The sequence below is a fragment of the Pseudomonas sp. RIT288 genome, from assembly GCF_000631985.1.
In the GTDB taxonomy this organism is placed as follows: Bacteria; Pseudomonadota; Gammaproteobacteria; order Pseudomonadales; family Pseudomonadaceae; genus Aquipseudomonas.
This window is the reverse complement of the sequence record NZ_JFYN01000012.1, coordinates 45,041-60,364: the sequence shown is the minus strand read 5'-3', so window position 1 is coordinate 60,364 and position 15,324 is coordinate 45,041. Positions and strand designations below refer to the sequence as shown.

General features: G+C 60.9%; 17 protein-coding genes. 13 read left to right on the top strand and 4 right to left on the bottom strand.

Annotated elements, in window-relative coordinates; all coding sequences use genetic code 11:
- Positions 1 to 20: 20 nt before the first annotated feature.
- Complete coding sequence (locus tag BW33_RS11965; protein WP_047599196.1) at positions 21 to 506, bottom strand: hypothetical protein; 486 nt, start codon at positions 504 to 506, stop codon at positions 21 to 23.
- Positions 507 to 684: 178 nt separating this feature from the next.
- On the bottom strand, positions 685 to 1,242 hold the full coding sequence (locus BW33_RS11960) for a hypoxanthine-guanine phosphoribosyltransferase (protein WP_016987197.1): 558 nt from the start codon (positions 1,240 to 1,242) through the stop codon (positions 685 to 687).
- Positions 1,243 to 1,403: 161 nt separating this feature from the next.
- On the opposite strand from BW33_RS11960, the gene upp reads away from it, so the two are divergent.
- Together upp and BW33_RS11950 are read left to right on the top strand one after the other, a co-directional pair.
- Positions 1,404 to 2,042, top strand: a complete 639-nt coding sequence (upp, locus tag BW33_RS11955; RefSeq protein WP_003228118.1) for a uracil phosphoribosyltransferase — start codon at positions 1,404 to 1,406, stop codon at positions 2,040 to 2,042.
- 2 nt (positions 2,043 to 2,044) lie between these two features.
- Entirely contained in the window at positions 2,045 to 3,319 is a 1,275-nt protein-coding gene (locus tag BW33_RS11950; RefSeq protein WP_003228120.1) for a uracil-xanthine permease family protein, read from the top strand.
- Positions 3,320 to 3,419: 100 nt separating this feature from the next.
- Here BW33_RS11950 and hemH read toward each other — a convergent pair whose 3' ends face one another.
- Both hemH and BW33_RS11940 read right to left on the bottom strand, forming a co-directional pair.
- On the bottom strand, positions 3,420 to 4,445 hold the full coding sequence (hemH, locus tag BW33_RS11945) for a ferrochelatase (protein WP_047599195.1): 1,026 nt from the start codon (positions 4,443 to 4,445) through the stop codon (positions 3,420 to 3,422).
- Positions 4,446 to 4,458: 13 nt separating this feature from the next.
- Positions 4,459 to 5,361, bottom strand: coding sequence for a TIGR01777 family oxidoreductase (locus BW33_RS11940; protein ID WP_047599194.1), 903 nt, complete (start codon positions 5,359 to 5,361; stop codon positions 4,459 to 4,461).
- A gap of 197 nt (positions 5,362 to 5,558) precedes the next feature.
- Between BW33_RS11940 and BW33_RS11935 the strand changes: the two genes are divergently transcribed.
- The 11 genes from BW33_RS11935 (at position 5,559) to BW33_RS11885 (ending at position 15,317) form a co-directional block, all read left to right on the top strand.
- Entirely contained in the window at positions 5,559 to 6,545 is a 987-nt protein-coding gene (locus tag BW33_RS11935; protein ID WP_047599193.1) for an NAD(P)/FAD-dependent oxidoreductase, read from the top strand.
- Complete coding sequence (locus BW33_RS11930) at positions 6,542 to 6,757, top strand: TIGR02450 family Trp-rich protein (RefSeq protein WP_047599191.1); 216 nt, start codon at positions 6,542 to 6,544, stop codon at positions 6,755 to 6,757. The genes BW33_RS11935 and BW33_RS11930 overlap by 4 nt, the downstream gene beginning before the upstream one ends.
- A gap of 213 nt (positions 6,758 to 6,970) precedes the next feature.
- Positions 6,971 to 7,933, top strand: coding sequence for a YbgA family protein (locus BW33_RS11925; RefSeq protein WP_047599190.1), 963 nt, complete (start codon positions 6,971 to 6,973; stop codon positions 7,931 to 7,933).
- Positions 7,933 to 8,874: a MerR family transcriptional regulator gene (locus BW33_RS11920; RefSeq protein WP_047599189.1), complete on the top strand. Its 942-nt coding sequence runs from the start codon at positions 7,933 to 7,935 to the stop codon at positions 8,872 to 8,874. The genes BW33_RS11925 and BW33_RS11920 overlap by 1 nt, the downstream gene beginning before the upstream one ends.
- 11 nt (positions 8,875 to 8,885) lie before the next feature.
- On the top strand, positions 8,886 to 10,331 hold the full coding sequence (gene phrB, locus BW33_RS11915; protein WP_047599719.1) for a deoxyribodipyrimidine photo-lyase: 1,446 nt from the start codon (positions 8,886 to 8,888) through the stop codon (positions 10,329 to 10,331).
- A complete protein-coding gene (locus BW33_RS11910) occupies positions 10,324 to 10,746 on the top strand; it encodes a nuclear transport factor 2 family protein (RefSeq protein ID WP_047599187.1) in 423 nt (140 codons plus the stop codon). The genes phrB and BW33_RS11910 overlap by 8 nt, the downstream gene beginning before the upstream one ends.
- Positions 10,743 to 11,525, top strand: a complete 783-nt coding sequence (locus BW33_RS11905) for an SDR family NAD(P)-dependent oxidoreductase (protein ID WP_047599185.1) — start codon at positions 10,743 to 10,745, stop codon at positions 11,523 to 11,525. The genes BW33_RS11910 and BW33_RS11905 overlap by 4 nt, the downstream gene beginning before the upstream one ends.
- Positions 11,522 to 12,769, top strand: coding sequence for an NAD(P)/FAD-dependent oxidoreductase (locus BW33_RS11900; RefSeq protein WP_047599183.1), 1,248 nt, complete (start codon positions 11,522 to 11,524; stop codon positions 12,767 to 12,769). Before BW33_RS11905 ends, BW33_RS11900 begins: the two co-directional genes overlap by 4 nt.
- Positions 12,766 to 13,581: a DUF1365 domain-containing protein gene (locus BW33_RS11895; RefSeq protein ID WP_047599182.1), complete on the top strand. Its 816-nt coding sequence runs from the start codon at positions 12,766 to 12,768 to the stop codon at positions 13,579 to 13,581. Before BW33_RS11900 ends, BW33_RS11895 begins: the two co-directional genes overlap by 4 nt.
- Positions 13,568 to 14,833: an SAM-dependent methyltransferase gene (locus BW33_RS11890; protein WP_047599180.1), complete on the top strand. Its 1,266-nt coding sequence runs from the start codon at positions 13,568 to 13,570 to the stop codon at positions 14,831 to 14,833. Before BW33_RS11895 ends, BW33_RS11890 begins: the two co-directional genes overlap by 14 nt.
- Positions 14,826 to 15,317 carry a DUF2878 domain-containing protein gene (locus tag BW33_RS11885; RefSeq protein WP_047599178.1) on the top strand — a complete coding sequence of 164 codons (492 nt, stop codon included), beginning with the start codon at positions 14,826 to 14,828 and terminating at the stop codon, positions 15,315 to 15,317. Before BW33_RS11890 ends, BW33_RS11885 begins: the two co-directional genes overlap by 8 nt.
- The last annotated feature ends 7 nt before the right edge of the window (positions 15,318 to 15,324 follow it).

The following is a 15,324-nucleotide window of genomic DNA, read 5'->3' as shown; positions in this document are numbered from 1 at the left end:
CCCCTGCCCTGCCACCAGGCTCAACGCGAACGAACGGCCCCGGTGTGCAGATCGGCCCAGATGTGGCCGTTGGCATAACTGAGGAACTGTACATACACGGTGTCGTTGCGCAGCAAATCGATCACCACCCGGTACTGGGCCAGCGGGTAATACAGGGTCAGACTTTTGCTCTTGTCGTCATAAACCGGTTTTTTCAGGCTTTTGCTTTCGCCATCGAAATTGACCAGCACCTGGGTGATGGTTGCGCCCTTGTTCAGCGACTTGCCCTTGAGACGGATCATCAGCGGCGATGTGACCGGAATCGGCTGCTGATTGGATTGACGTTGCGCGCCGACCACCACCGAATAATCGATGACTTGCAACAGTTGTTGCTGCTCGGGTTCGGCATCGCGCAGGGTCAGGTCATCCGGCGGCAGAAATTGACTGTGCATCGGCGCCGGGGCGGCGGCCAGGGGCAGGCTGAGGGTCAGCAACAGGGCGGCAAGGCTGCGGATCAAGAGGCTCATGGAAGGCTCCGGGGGCGGGGCCGAGCACTCTAGCATGGGGAACGCGGATGGATCAGCACACACAAAACAACTGTGGGAGCGAGCCTGCTCGCGATAGCGTCGTATCAGTCAACATCAACATTGCTGACAGACCGCTATCGCGAGCAGGCTCGCTCCCACAAGGGATAGTGCAGGGTTCTTACATGCCTTTAACGGCAAAGATCCCGTTGGCGTTGCGCCAGTAGCCTTTGTAGTCCATGCCGTAACCGAAGATGTAACGGTCAATGCACGGCAGGCCGACGAAGTCTGCCTTCAGATCAGGACGCGCCTTGCGGTCGTGATCCTTGTCGATCAGCACGGCGGTGTGCACTTTGCGCGCGCCAGCGTGTTTGCAGAAGTCGATGATCGCGCCCAGGGTGTGACCTTCGTCGAGGATGTCGTCGATGATCAGCACGTCGCGGTCGATGAACGAGACTTCCGGCTTGGCTTTCCAGAACAGGTCGCCGCCGCTGGTTTCGTTGCGATAACGGGTCGCGTGCAGGTAGGACGCTTCCAGCGGGAATTGCAGGTGAGTCAGCAGCTTGCCGGAGAAGATCAGGCCACCGTTCATCACGCAGAACACCACCGGGTTGCTGTCAGCCAGCTGTTCGTTGATTTGTGCACCGACGCGGGCGATGGCGGCCTCGACTTCAGATTCGGTGTACAGGCAGTCAGCCTCTCGCATGATTTGACGGATATGCTCGAGATCAGCGGACATGGCGCTCTCCAGGGGGATGTTTTCGGAAAAGCGGGCAAAGGTACGCATCCCGTGAGGTCGAATCAAGCCTTAATGGACTAACGTACTCAATGTCCTATAGGACATCACCCTCGGATAGATTAATCTAGGCCGGTTTTTTTGCCCGCCGCCGGAGTTTTTCCATGCCCATCCTCGAGATCCGCCACCCGCTGATCCGCCATAAACTCGGCCTGATGCGCCGCGCCGATATCAGCACCAAGAATTTCCGTGAGCTTGCTCAGGAAGTCGGCGCCCTGTTGACCTATGAAGCTACAAAAGATTTGCCGCTCGAATCCTACGATATCGCAGGTTGGTGCGGCACTGTGTCGGTGGAGAAAATCGCCGGCAAGAAGATCACCGTCGTGCCGATCCTGCGCGCCGGCATCGGCATGCTCGAAGGCGTGCTGAGCCTGATCCCGGGTGCCAAGGTTTCCGCTGTGGGCGTCGCCCGCAACGAAGAAACCCTGCAAGCGCACACCTATCTGGAAAAACTGGTTCCGGAAATCGACGAACGGCTGGCGATGATCATCGACCCGATGCTCGCCACCGGCAGCTCCATGGTCGCGACCATCGATCTGCTGAAGAAAGCCGGTTGCAAGGACATCCGCGCGATGGTGCTGGTTGCCGCGCCGGAAGGCATTGCCGCTGTGGAACAGGCTCACCCGGACGTGACCATCTACACCGCTTCCATCGATGAGCGTCTGAACGAACACGGTTACATCATCCCAGGGCTTGGCGATGCCGGTGACAAGATCTTCGGTACCAAGCAGAAGGACGCGTGAGCATGCAGCAAGAGTTCAACGATCCGCTCTGGCGCACGGTGCTGTCCGGCGCCCAGATGCTGTTCGTGGCTTTCGGCGCTCTGGTGCTGATGCCGCTGATCACGGGTCTTGACCCGAACGTGGCACTGTTTACCGCGGGTCTGGGGACGATTCTGTTCCAGATCGTCACCGGGCGTCAGGTGCCGGTGTTCCTCGCGTCGAGCTTTGCGTTCATCACCCCGATCATCCTCGCCAAGGGCCAGTTCGGCCTCGCCGCGACCATGGGCGGCGTGATGGCGGCCGGTTTTGTCTACACCTTCCTCGGCCTCGCCGTGAAGATCAAGGGCACCGGTTTCATCGACCGGCTGCTGCCGCCAGTGGTGATTGGTCCGGTGATCATCTCCATCGGCCTGGCCATGGCGCCGATTGCCGCAAACATGGCGATGGGCAAGGCGGGTGACGGTTCCGAGCTGATCCACTACCAGACCGCAATGATGATCTCGATGCCGGCACTGCTGACCACGTTGATCGTGGCAGTGTTCGGTAAAGGCATCTTCCGTCTGGTGCCGATCATTTCCGGGGTGCTGGTCGGTTTTGCCATGTCGTTCTATTTCGGCGTGGTCGATACCGCGAAGATTGCGGCGGCGCCATGGTTCGCCCTGCCGCACTTCACCGCACCCGAGTTCAACTGGCAGGCGATCCTGTTCATCGTTCCGGTGGCGCTGGCTCCGGCCATCGAGCACATCGGCGGCGTGATCGCGGTGGGTAGCGTGACCGGTCGTGACTATCTGAAGAAGCCGGGTCTGCATCGCACCCTGCTCGGTGACGGCATCGCCACCACGGCGGCCGGTCTGTTTGGCGGCCCGCCGAACACCACCTACGCCGAAGTGACCGGCGCGGTGATGCTGACCAAGAACTACAACCCGAAAATCATGACCTGGGCGGCGATCTTCGCCATCACCCTGGCCTTCATCGGCAAGTTCGGCGCACTGCTGCAAAGCATTCCGGTGCCGGTGATGGGCGGGATTCTGTGTCTGTTGTTCGGCTCGATCGCGGCCGTGGGGATGAACACCCTTATCCGCCACAAGATCGACTTGGGCGAGGCGCGCAACCTGGTGATCGTTTCGGTGACCCTGGTGTTCGGTATCGGCGGCGTGCTGGTCGGCACCGGTACTGGCCCGGACGACTTCGGCCTCAAAGGCATTGCGCTGTGCGCAGTGGTGGCGATTGCGCTGAACCTGATTCTGCCGGGCAATGATGGCTGGAAGAACAAGAAGGCGGATGAGCCGCTGATCTAAGGCTTTAGATCTTTATTGTCTGACAGATAGCTTTCGCGAGCAGGCTCGCTCCCACAAGGGCAACATAGTACCTGTGGGAGTGAGCCTGCTCGCGATGCTTTCAGAGGGCCAAAGGCGCTCTTTCGCAGAGGGTTGCCAACGCCTTCGCCCATTGCGGGTCGTCATTCAGGCACGGCACCAGCACCAACTCCTCGCCCCCCGCTTCGCGGAACTGTTCCTTGCCGCGATCACCGATTTCTTCCAGTGTTTCGATGCAATCGGCGACAAACGCCGGGCACATCACCAGAATCTTCTTCACCCCGCTTTGTGCCAGTTCATCCAGCCGCGCTTCAGTGTAGGGTTCGATCCATTTGGCCCGCCCCAGACGCGACTGAAACGACACCGACCATTTGCCATCGGCAATGCCCGCGCGCCTGGCGAACTCGGCGGCGGTGCGCATGCACTGGGCGCGGTAACAGGTGGCAAGGACTGCCGGCGAGGCATTCTTGCAGCAATCCGCGTTTTTCAAGCAGTGACTGCCGGTCGGATCGAGCTTGGTCAGGTGCCGCTCCGGCAAGCCATGGAAGCTCAGCAGCAAGTGATCGTAGTCCTGCTGCAGATGCGGGGTGGCGCTGGCGACCAGCGCGTCGATGTACTCAGGCTGATCGTAAAACGGTTGCAGCACCGAGAGTTTTACATCGAGTCTGTTCTCGCGAATCACCCGCCTGGCTTGTTCGATCACCGTGGTCGTGGTGCTGTCGGCGAACTGTGGATACAGCGGTGCCAGCGTGATGCGCTTGTGCCCCGCAGCCACCAGTTGCAGCAATTTGGTTTCAATCGACGGCTCGCCGTATCGCATGGCCAGTTCCACCGGGCCATGGGTCCACTGGGTGGTCATCTGCTGCTGCAGACGGCGGCTGAGCACCACCAGCGGCGAGCCCTCCTCCCACCAGATCGAAGCGTAGGCATGGGCCGATTGCTCAGGGCGCTTGATCAGGATCAGCGACACCAGCAGCCGCCGCACCGGCCAAGGCAAGTCGATCACATACGGGTCCATCAGAAATTGATTGAGGTAGCTGCGTACATCGGCCACGGAGGTGGAGGCCGGGGAACCCAGGTTGACCAGAAGCAAGGCGTGATCGGTCATGCATCGTCCTATTTCAAAGGCGGCCGGAGAGATCATCCAGGGCCGCGCGCAAATCCGTGAACTGGAAAGTGAAACCCGCTTCCAGCAAGCGTGCCGGCATGGCACGTTGGCCGCCCAGCAACAGCAATGACATTTCGCCAAGCCCGACCTTCAGCGCCAGGGCTGGCATCGGCATGAACGCCGGGCGGCGCAGTACGCTGCCCAGCGTCTTGGCAAACTCGCGATTGCGCACCGGTTTCGGTGCGCAGGCATTATAAGGACCGCTTGCCTGATCGCGGTGCAGAAGAAAATCAATCAGGGCGATTTGATCATCGATGTGAACCCACGGCATCCACTGCCGACCATTGCCCAGCGGCCCGCCCAGCCCGAGTTTGAACGGCAGCAACAGCCGCGACAAAAAGCCGCCCTCGGCCGATAGCACCAGCCCGGTACGCACCAGCACCACGCGAATGCTCTGGCCTTCGGCACGCTGGGCGGTTTCTTCCCAGGCAATGCACAACTGACTGGCAAAATCGTCGATCACTGGCGGCGAATCCTCGGTCAGCTCGCGTTCACCGCCGTCGCCGTACCAGCCGACAGCAGAACCGGAGATCAACAATGCCGGTTTCTGCTCGCGTGTTTCCAGCCAGGCCAGCAGGGTTTCGGTGAGGGTGATGCGGCTGCTCCACAGCAACGCCTTGCGCCGATGGGTCCATGGCCGATCAGCGATCGGCGCACCGGCCAGGTTGACGACCGCGTCCAGCGGCTCGTTGCCGAAGTCTTCGAGACGCGCAATCGCACGCACCTGCGCGCCACAGATTTTCGCGACCTTTTCCGGGCGTCGACTCCACACCGTCAATTGATGGCCCTGCCCCGACCAGTGTCGGCAGAGCTGACGGCCTATCAAACCAGTACCGCCGGTCAGCAATATGTGCATGACATCTCCCTCGCGTGGCGTTTTACCCGGATCACTAGTCTATTTTTATAAGCAGGGATCTTTTCTATCGGGCAGGCTCTATTGTTTAACCATAGGCCAAACTGTCAGAACGAGAACGCTAGAAGTTATACCAAAAAACAAAATTGTACAGGTTTCATTCACGGCGTAGTCTGTACAGAAAGGTAAACGAGGCCCCTATGACTGTACCTATCGCAATCATCGGCACCGGCATCGCCGGACTCTCCGCCGCCCAGGCGCTGACAGAGGCCGGACACACCGTCCAGCTCTTCGACAAAAGCCGCGGCAGTGGCGGACGCATGTCGAGCAAACGCAGCGACGCCGGTTCTCTGGACATGGGCGCGCAATACTTCACCGCCCGTGACCGGCGTTTCGTCACCGAGGTGCAACGCTGGCAAAGTCTGGGTTGGGTCGCCGAGTGGACGCCGCAGCTCTACACCTTTCAGGGCGGGCAACTGAACCTGTCGCCGGACGAGCAGACCCGCTGGGTCGGCACGCCGCGCATGAGCGCCATCACTCGAGGCTTGCTCAACGGTCTGGAAGTGCACTTTGCCTGCCGCATCACCGAGGTGTTTCGCGGTGAACAACACTGGCACCTGCAGGACGCCGAAGGCTTCACCCACGGCCCGTTCAGTCACGTGGTGATTGCGACGCCAGCGCCGCAAGCCACCGCGTTGCTGGCCGCGGCACCGAAACTGGCCGGTGCGGCCGCCGGGGTAAAAATGGACCCGACCTGGGCCGTCGCCCTCGCCTTCGATACGCCACTGGATACGCCGATCGAAGGTTGCTTCGTGCAGGACAGCCCCATCGACTGGCTGGCGCGCAACCGCAGTAAGCCGGGGCGCGATACGACGTGCGATACCTGGGTCCTGCACGCCAGCAGCGCCTGGAGCCGGCAACACATCGACCTGTCCAAGGAAGCCGTCATCGAGCAACTGCACGGTGCATTCGCCGAACTGCTGCACAGTGCGATGCCCGCTCCGACCTTCAGCCTCGCCCACCGCTGGCTCTACGCACGCCCTGCGACCGGCCACGAATGGGGCACGCTGGCCGACGCCGACCTGGGCTTGTACGCCTGCGGCGACTGGTGCCTGTCGGGGCGCGTCGAAGGCGCCTGGCTCAGCGGTCAGGAAGCTGCACGGCGCTTGCACGAACACCTGCAATGAACCGCATCAATCCGCAAAAGCTGCTGCTGTCGAAGTGGACAGCAGCCCACCCGCAAAACCGCGAAAAACATTTTCTGGTCACCGAACTGTTCCGTGATGAGGAAGGCACGGTGCTGGAGATTGAGTTGCAGGCGGTGTTGACCAAGCGCGCCGAACGCCTCGATTGGCAGACACTGAAGAACAACGATCACTGGCTACCAGGCTGGAAATAAACATCCTGCAGGAGTGAGCCTGCTCGCGATTGCGTCGTATCAGGCAACATCAAGGCTGCTGACATACCGCTATCGCGAGCAGGCTCACTCCTACGGGGATTGGGGAATCCGCAAAAACTTATACAAATGATTTGACTTGTACACGCATGAATCTATGCTGAGGAAAAGTTGTACAGATATAACTGTCTGTACAGGAATAGATTCGAGGTGTGCATGTCCGACCTTTCTGCTTCCCGGCCCAAAATCGCCATCAGCGCCTGCCTGATGGGCGCTGAAGTGCGCTTCAACGGTGGGCACAAAGAATCGCGGCTGTGCAGCCGCACCCTTGCCGAGCATTTCGAATTCGTGCCGGTATGCCCGGAAGTTGCCATCGGCCTGGGCATCCCCCGTGAACCGATCCGCCTGGTTGGCGATCCCGATGCTCCTGAAGCCATCGGTACGGTCAATTCGCAAATCAATGTCACTGAACCGCTGGCCGCCTACGGGCAGAAAATGGCCAGAGAACTTGATGACATCTGCGGCTACATCTTCATGCAACAGTCGCCTTCGTGCGGCCTGGAGCGGGTCAAGGTCTATCACGCCAACGGCGCGCCGGTGAACGGTGGTGGCCGTGGCATCTATGCCCAGGCGTTCTGCGCGCAGCACCCTGACCTGCCGGTGGAAGAAGCCGGGCGCCTGAACGATCCCGTGCTGCGGGAAAACTTCATCACCCGTGTGCTCGCCTACAGCGCCTGGCAGCAGGTGCTCGAACAAGGCTTGAGCCGCCGCGCACTGACCGAATTCCACTCACGCTACAAATACCTGCTGATGGCGCACAACCCGGAGCAATACAAAGCCCTGGGCAAACTGCTGGGCAACATGGGCAAGACCGATCCGGTCGAACTCGGCCCGCACTATTTCAGCGAGTTGATGAGCGCCTTGAAGAAATGCGCCACCCGCCGCACCCACAGCAATGTCCTGCAGCACATCAGCGGCTACCTGAAACAGGCAATCAGCCCTGAAGACAAACAGGAAATGCAGCAGGTGATCGGCCAGTACCGCCACGGCATCGTGCCGCTGGTGGTGCCGTTGACCTTGCTCAAGCACCACTTTCGCCAACACCCGGATCCCTACATTGCGCAGCAGGTTTACCTGCAGCCGCATCCGGAAAACCTCAGCCTGCGAAACGCCATTTGATGAACGATAAACTCGACACCAGCGCCCAGGAAGACCTCGGCGCCGACTTCAAGAAAGCCCTCGACGAGGGCTGGCTGCCGATTCGCGAAGTAGCGCGGCAGACCGGGGTCAACGCCATCACCCTGCGCGCCTGGGAGCGCCGTTACGGGTTGGTCGTGCCGCAACGCACGCCCAAGGGTCATCGCCTGTATTCCAGCGAACATGTGCAACGGATCCTGACCATCCTGACCTGGCTCAACCGCGGCGTGGCGGTCAGTCAGGTCAAGCCGCTTCTCGACACTCCGCAAGCCTTTACCGAGACGGTGGAAAACGACTGGCAGCGCCAGCGCCAGGTGTTGCTCGACGCCGTCACCCGCCTCAACGAACGCAGCCTCGACGACAGCATCAATCAGGCCATGGCCTTGTATCCGCCGCGCACCCTGTGCGAGCAATTGCTGCTGCCACTGCTGGCCGAACTCGAGCAGCGCTGGCAAGGCCAGTTCGGTGCGCAGATGGAACGGGTGTTCTTTTATTCGTGGTTGCGCAGCAAATTCGGCGCGCGCATCTACCATAACAATCGACAGTTACACACCGCGCCCCTGCTGTTGATCAATCACTCCGACCTGCCACTGGAACCGCACTTGTGGTTGTGCGCGTGGCTGATCAGCAGCGCCGATTGCCCGGTGCAAGTGTTCGACTGGCCACTAACGGCCGGAGAACTGGCGCTGGCAGTCGATCATCTGCAAGCACGCGGCGTGCTGCTGTATTCCAGCAAGGCGATGAATCTGGCGCAGCTGCCAAAACTGCTGAATGGCGTCAGTGCTCCCAAACTGCTGGTCGGACCAACGGTATGCATCCACCAGACCGAGTTGTCCGTAAGAACTGGCGAAACCGCTGATTTGATCCTGGCCGAAGATCCGCTTTCGGTGCATCAGGAACTGGTTCAGCGTGGGCTGATTTAATGGAAACCGCGATGCAATTGATCTGGCTGCGCAGCGACTTGCGCCAACATGACAACACCGCTCTCGCGGCCGCCGCGGCGCGTGGGCCAACAGTTGCCGTGTATCTGCTGAGCCCGCAGCAATGGCTGGACCATGACGACGCCGCATGCAAGGTCGACTTCTGGCTGCGCAATCTGCGTGAGCTGAGCAGCCGCCTCGGCGAGCTGAACATCCCGTTGTTGCTGCGCACCGCCAATCATTGGGATCAGGCCCCGGCGGTGCTGCTCGAGCTTTGTGTGCAATTGAATGTCCAGGCCGTGCACGTCAACGAAGAATATGGCATCCACGAAAGCCAGCGCGACGCTGCGGTGGCCGTGGCCCTGAAGAGCAAAGGCATCGCTTTCCACAGCTATCTTGATCAACTGCTGTTCAAGCCCGGCACGGTACTGACCAAAACCGAAACCTACTTTCAGGTGTTCAGCCAGTTCCGCAAGGTCTGCTATGAACGCCTGCATCGCTCGATGCCGGCGCTGGTGAAGACGCCCGGCAAACAGGCAAAGCTGAACATCGACAGCGATCCGGTACCGGCATCCGTCGAAGGTTTTGCAATGCCGAGCGAATCCTTGCGCGCGCTATGGCCGGCCGGTGAACAGGAAGCCCGGCGCCGTCTCGACACCTTTGCCGACGCACAAATCGACTACTACCAGAGCGAACGCGACTTCCCGGCCAAACCCGGCACCAGTCAACTCTCGGCCTATCTGGCCGCCGGGGTGATCTCGCCACGCCAATGCCTGCAGGCGGCCCTGCAAAGTAATCAGGGCGAGTTCGACAGCGGCAAGGTCGGCGCGGTGACCTGGATCAACGAGCTGCTGTGGCGCGAATTCTACAAACACATCCTGGTCGGCTACCCGCGAGTTTCGCGTCACCGCGCGTTTCGCCCGGAAACCGAAGCCTTGGCCTGGCGTGATGCGCCGGACGATCTCGCGGCCTGGCAAGAGGCGCGCACCGGTTTGCCGATCATCGATGCGGCCATGCGCCAACTGCTGGAAACCGGCTGGATGCACAACCGTCTGCGGATGATTGTGGCGATGTTCCTGACCAAAAACCTGCTGATCGACTGGCGTGAAGGCGAACGCTTTTTCATGCGTCACCTGATCGACGGTGATCTGGCGGCGAACAACGGTGGCTGGCAATGGAGCTCCTCGACCGGCACCGATTCGGCGCCGTACTTCCGCATCTTCAATCCATTGAGCCAATCGGAAAAATTCGACAGCGAAGGCTTGTTCATCAAGCACTGGCTGCCTGAACTGGCCGGCCTGAACAAGAAGGAAGTGCACAACCCGGCGAGTGTCGGCGGGCTGTTCGGCGTCGCCAACTATCCGTCGCCGATCGTCAATCTCGGGGCTTCACGCGAACGCGCGCTGGCCGCCTTCAAAAACCTGCCGTCGCGCTCGTCTCTCGGAGAGGCCCATGAGTGAATTCCTGCGCCGCTTCGCCCACCAGTTTGCCGGGTTGGACAAAGACAACTTGCAGCGCCTGGGCGAGCTGTACAGCGATGACATTCACTTCACCGACCCGCTGCATGAAGTGCAGGGGCTGGTGCAACTGCAACATTACTTCAGCGAGCTGTACGCCAACGTCAGCGAGCTACGCTTCGATTTCCACGGCTTCGACCAGATCGCTGACGGTGAAGGTTACCTGCGCTGGGTCATGAGTTACCGCCACCCGCGTCTGGCCGGTGGTCAATTGATTCGCGTCGCCGGGTGTTCGCACCTGCTCTGGCGCGACAAGGTTTATCGCCACCGGGATTACTTCGATGCCGGTGCCCTTTTGTATGAACATTTACCCGTATTGGGCCGGGTGATCGCCTGGTTGAAAAGGAGAATGGGATGAGTCGTACAACTCTACGGCGTTATTGGCTGACCGGCGCCAGCAGTGGCATCGGCGCAGCACTGGCTGAAGAGATTCTGAAAAGCGGCGCGCATCTGGCTGTCAGTTCGCGCCAGGTGGCACCGCTCAAAGTGCTTTCGCAACGTTATCCGGGGCAAGTGCTGGTGGTCGCGGGCGACCTGACCGACAGTCAGACCGTGCGCGAAATCGGCCAGCGGATCGAACAGGCCTGGGGCTCGCTGGACAGCGTGATTCTCAATGCCGGCACCTGCGAGTACGTCGACGCCCGCCAGTTCGATGCCTCGATCATCGAACACGTGGTGCGCACCAACCTGCTCGCCAGCAGTTACTGCATCGAAGCAGCCCTGCCGTTGCTGCGCAAAGGCACCGCGCCGCATCTGATCGGCATGGCCAGCTCCGTGACCTACCTGCCGCTGCCTCGGGCCGAAGCCTACGGCGCGTCGAAAGCCGGGCTGCGCTATCTGTTCGAATCACTGCGCATCGACCTGGCCGTCGAGGGCATCGATGTCACCATCATCAGCCCGGGATTTGTCGAAACACCACTGACCGCCAAGAACGACTTCCCGATGCCGTTGAGCTGGCCTGTGGATAAAGCCGCGCGGCACATCTTCAGCCACCTCGGTAACCGGCCACTGGAAATCGCCTTTCCGGCGCTGTTCATGGCGGCGCTATGGCCTTTGTCGAAGCTGCCGGCGCGCCTGCAACTGGCGATCGGCAAGCGCATGGTGCGCAGCAACCCACCGCTGCGAGACCCGACATGAAGATTGCCATTGTCGGCAGCGGGATCGCCGGCCTGACCTGCGCCCACCTGCTCAATCGCCGACACGACATCACGGTGTTCGAAGCCAGCGACTGGGTCGGCGGTCACACGCACACCGTGCAGGTGACCGTCGATGGCCGCGAATACGCCGTGGACACGGGTTTCATCGTGTTCAACGACTGGACCTATCCGAACTTCATTCGTTTGCTCGGCCAACTGGGCGTGCCGTTCAAACCGACGCAAATGAGCTTTTCGGTCACCGACCCGGACTCCGGCCTGGAATACAACGGCAACAACCTCAACAGCCTGTTCGCCCAGCGCAGCAACCTGCTGTCACCGGGATTCTGGGGCATGTTGCGCGACATTCTGCGCTTCAATAAAGAAGCCCAGCGCGACCTCGCCGAACAACGCATTGCTGCCGATACCACGCTCGACGACTACCTCAAGGCCGGCGGTTATGGCGAGCGTTTCATCCTGCATTACATCGTGCCGATGGGCTCGGCGATCTGGTCGATGCCGATGGCCGAGATGCTCAATTTCCCGCTGCAATTCTTTGTGCGCTTCTTCAAGAATCATGGCCTGCTGTCAGTCAGTGATCGCCCGCAATGGCAGGTGATCGAGGGCGGCTCAAGTGCCTATGTCGCGCCACTGACTGCAGCGTTCAAGGACAAGATCCGCCTCAGTTGCCCGGTGACGCGCATCGATCGCGACGAACACGGCGTAGTTATCCACAGCCCGGCGGGCATCGAGCGCTTCGATAAAGTCGTGCTCGCCTGCCACAGCGACCAGGCCCTGCAATTGCTCGGCACGCCAAGCCAGGCGGAACGGTCGATCCTCGGCGCCCTGCCCTATGCCGATAACGAAGTTGTGCTGCATACCGATACCCGTCTGCTGCCAACCCGCAAACTGGCGTGGGCCAGCTGGAACTATCGCTTGAGCGGCGCGGGCCATACGCACGCGGCCGTCACTTACGACATGAACATCCTGCAGGGTATTCAGAGCGACACCACCTTCTGCGTCAGCCTCAATCAGAGCGCCGGGATCAGCCCGTTCAAGGTGCTTGCCCGATACACCTACGCCCACCCGCAATTCAGCCTCGCGGCCGTGGCGGCGCAGAACCGCTGGGCCGAACTCGACGGTCAGCAGCACACCCACTACTGCGGCGCCTATTGGGCCAACGGCTTTCATGAGGACGGTGTGGTCAGCGCCCTGCGCGTAGCCGCCGCCTTCGGCGAAAACTTATGAACAGTGCCCTGTACAGCGGCTGGATCGGCCATCGGCGCTTTTCGCCCAGACGCCACGAATTCCGTTACCGGATCGGTTTGTTGTACCTCGATCTGGCGGAACAGGACGCCGTGTTCGGCCTGTCGCCGTTTGCCAGTCGCAGCCGCTTTGCGCCGTTTTCGTTTCGCGAAACCGACTACCTGAAAACCTTCACCGGCAGCGGCATGCGCCTGATCGATGCGGTGCGCCAGCAAGTCGGCGTCGCCATCGGCCACCAACCGCAAGGTTCGATCTGCCTGCTGACCCAACCGCGCAGCTGGGGTCTGGCGTTCAATCCGGTGAGTTTCTTTTATTGCCACGAGGCCGATGGACAACTGGCGGCGATTCTCTGCGAAGTCACCAACACGCCGTGGCGCGAACGTTATCACTACGTGCTGCCGGCCCGGACACTGACCGACCTGCAAGACTTTCACCAGCACTTTGCCGTGGCCAAGGCCTTTCATGTCTCGCCGTTTTTGCCGCGCGATCTCGAATACCGCATGAGTTTCAGCCCGGCCGCGCAAACCCTCGGCGTGCATATGGCCGACTGGCAAGGCGAGCACAAGCTGTTCGACGCCACGCTCAATCTGCAGCGCGAACCCCTCGACCGCCGCAGCCTGCATCGCTATTTGCGACGTTTTCCGTGGATGACCGCGAAAACCTGTCTGGCGATTTATTGGCAAGCCCTGCGCCTGTTGCTCAAGCGTGCCCCGATTTTTGCTCATCAGGCTGCCGACGGCAGCTTTCAGATCGCCACTGTGCCGCCCAAGGAGCACCGCCATGAAATCCTCTAGCCTGTCGGTCAGTCGCCTCAGCACCAACGGTTTGACCGGTTCGCTGCTGCGTCGCGGCGTTTTGCGGCAACTCAGTCAACTCAAACACGGGCAATTGCTGGTGGTCGAGGACGGCGAACGCCTGATGTTCGGTACGCCGGGCAGCCACCTGCTCGGCGAAATCCATGTCCAGGATGCAGCGGTCTGGGGCATGGTCGCCGGAAACGGATCGATTGGCGCCGGCGAGGCGTTTATCCACGGTTACTGGAGTTCGCCGGACCTGACGGCGGTCGTGCGAGTGTTCGTCAGCAACCTCGACGTTCTCGACGCCATGGAACGCGGTCTGGCCCGCCTCAGCCGGCCACTGGTGCAAGGCCTGCACTGGCTCAACCGCAACACGCGCAAGGGTTCGCAGAAAAACATCGCGGCGCACTATGACCTCGGCAATGATCTGTTCGAACAGTTTCTCGACCCGACCATGATGTATTCGGCGGCGCAGTTCCTCAGCCCCGACGACAGCCTGGAGCAGGCGCAGTTGAACAAGCTGGAACGAATCTGCCAGAAGCTCGCGCTCAAACCCGAGGATCATCTGCTGGAGATCGGCACCGGCTGGGGCAGCATGGCGCTCTACGCCGCGCAGCATTTCGGCTGCCGCGTCACCACCACGACGCTGTCAAAAGAGCAGTACGCGTTTACCGCCAAGCGCATTGAAGCACTGGGGTTGCAGGATCGGGTGACGCTGCTGCTCAAGGACTACCGCGACCTCACCGGCGAATACGACAAACTGGTGTCGATCGAGATGATCGAAGCGGTCGGCCACCGCTACCTGCCGACTTACTTCAAACAGTGCGCGCACCTGCTCAAGAGCAACGGCCTGATGCTGTTACAGGCGATCACTATCCGTGAACAACGTTACGAGCAGGCCAAGCGCGGCGTCGACTTCATCCAGCGCTACATCTTCCCCGGTGGCGCCCTGCCCTGCGTGCAGAAGATGCTCGAAGTGGTCAGCCGCGAGACCGACATGAACCTGCTGCACATGGAAGATTTCGGCCTGCACTACGCCCGGACCCTGCGCCTGTGGCACGAAAACTTTCGCCGCGCCCATGGCCGCTTGAGCGAGCTGGGTTACGACGATTACTTCCTGCGGTTGTGGGAGTTTTACCTGTGCTACTGCGAAGGCGGGTTCCTCGAGCGCACCATCGGCACCGCGCAACTGCTGCTGGCCAAACCGGCCGCAATGCCGGCGCCGTTGCTCGGACGCTTCGATGCTTGAGCGGCTGACCAATGCCGTGCTGTTCCAGGTCGGCTGGCTGGCCTGCGTGCTCGGCGGCAACAGTTTGTGGTTGCTGCTGGCCCTGGCGGTGCTGGTGATCCATCTGGGCTGGATCAGCAGTTGGGCGGCGGAAGGCCGTTTGATCCTCAGCGTGGTGATTGTCGGTACGGCGGTGGACAGCGTATTGCGCGCAGCGGGAGTTTTCGACTTTCAGGATCCGGCACCGCTGATTCCGCTCTGGCTGATGTTGCTTTGGGCCTTGCTTGCCACCACGTTGCGGCACTGCCTGCAATGGAGCGCCCGGCCATGGTGGCTGGCCAGCGTGCTCGGCGCGGTGGGTGGCGCCATCTCCTATTACGGCGGTGGACGTTTGGCCGGGGTGCAGTTTCCCTACGGTGAACTGCCGACCCTGATCGGCATCGGCCTGCTCTGGGCACTGCTGTTTCCGCTGCTGCATGCGATGGCTCGGCGGCTGGCGCACTGAGCGTCTG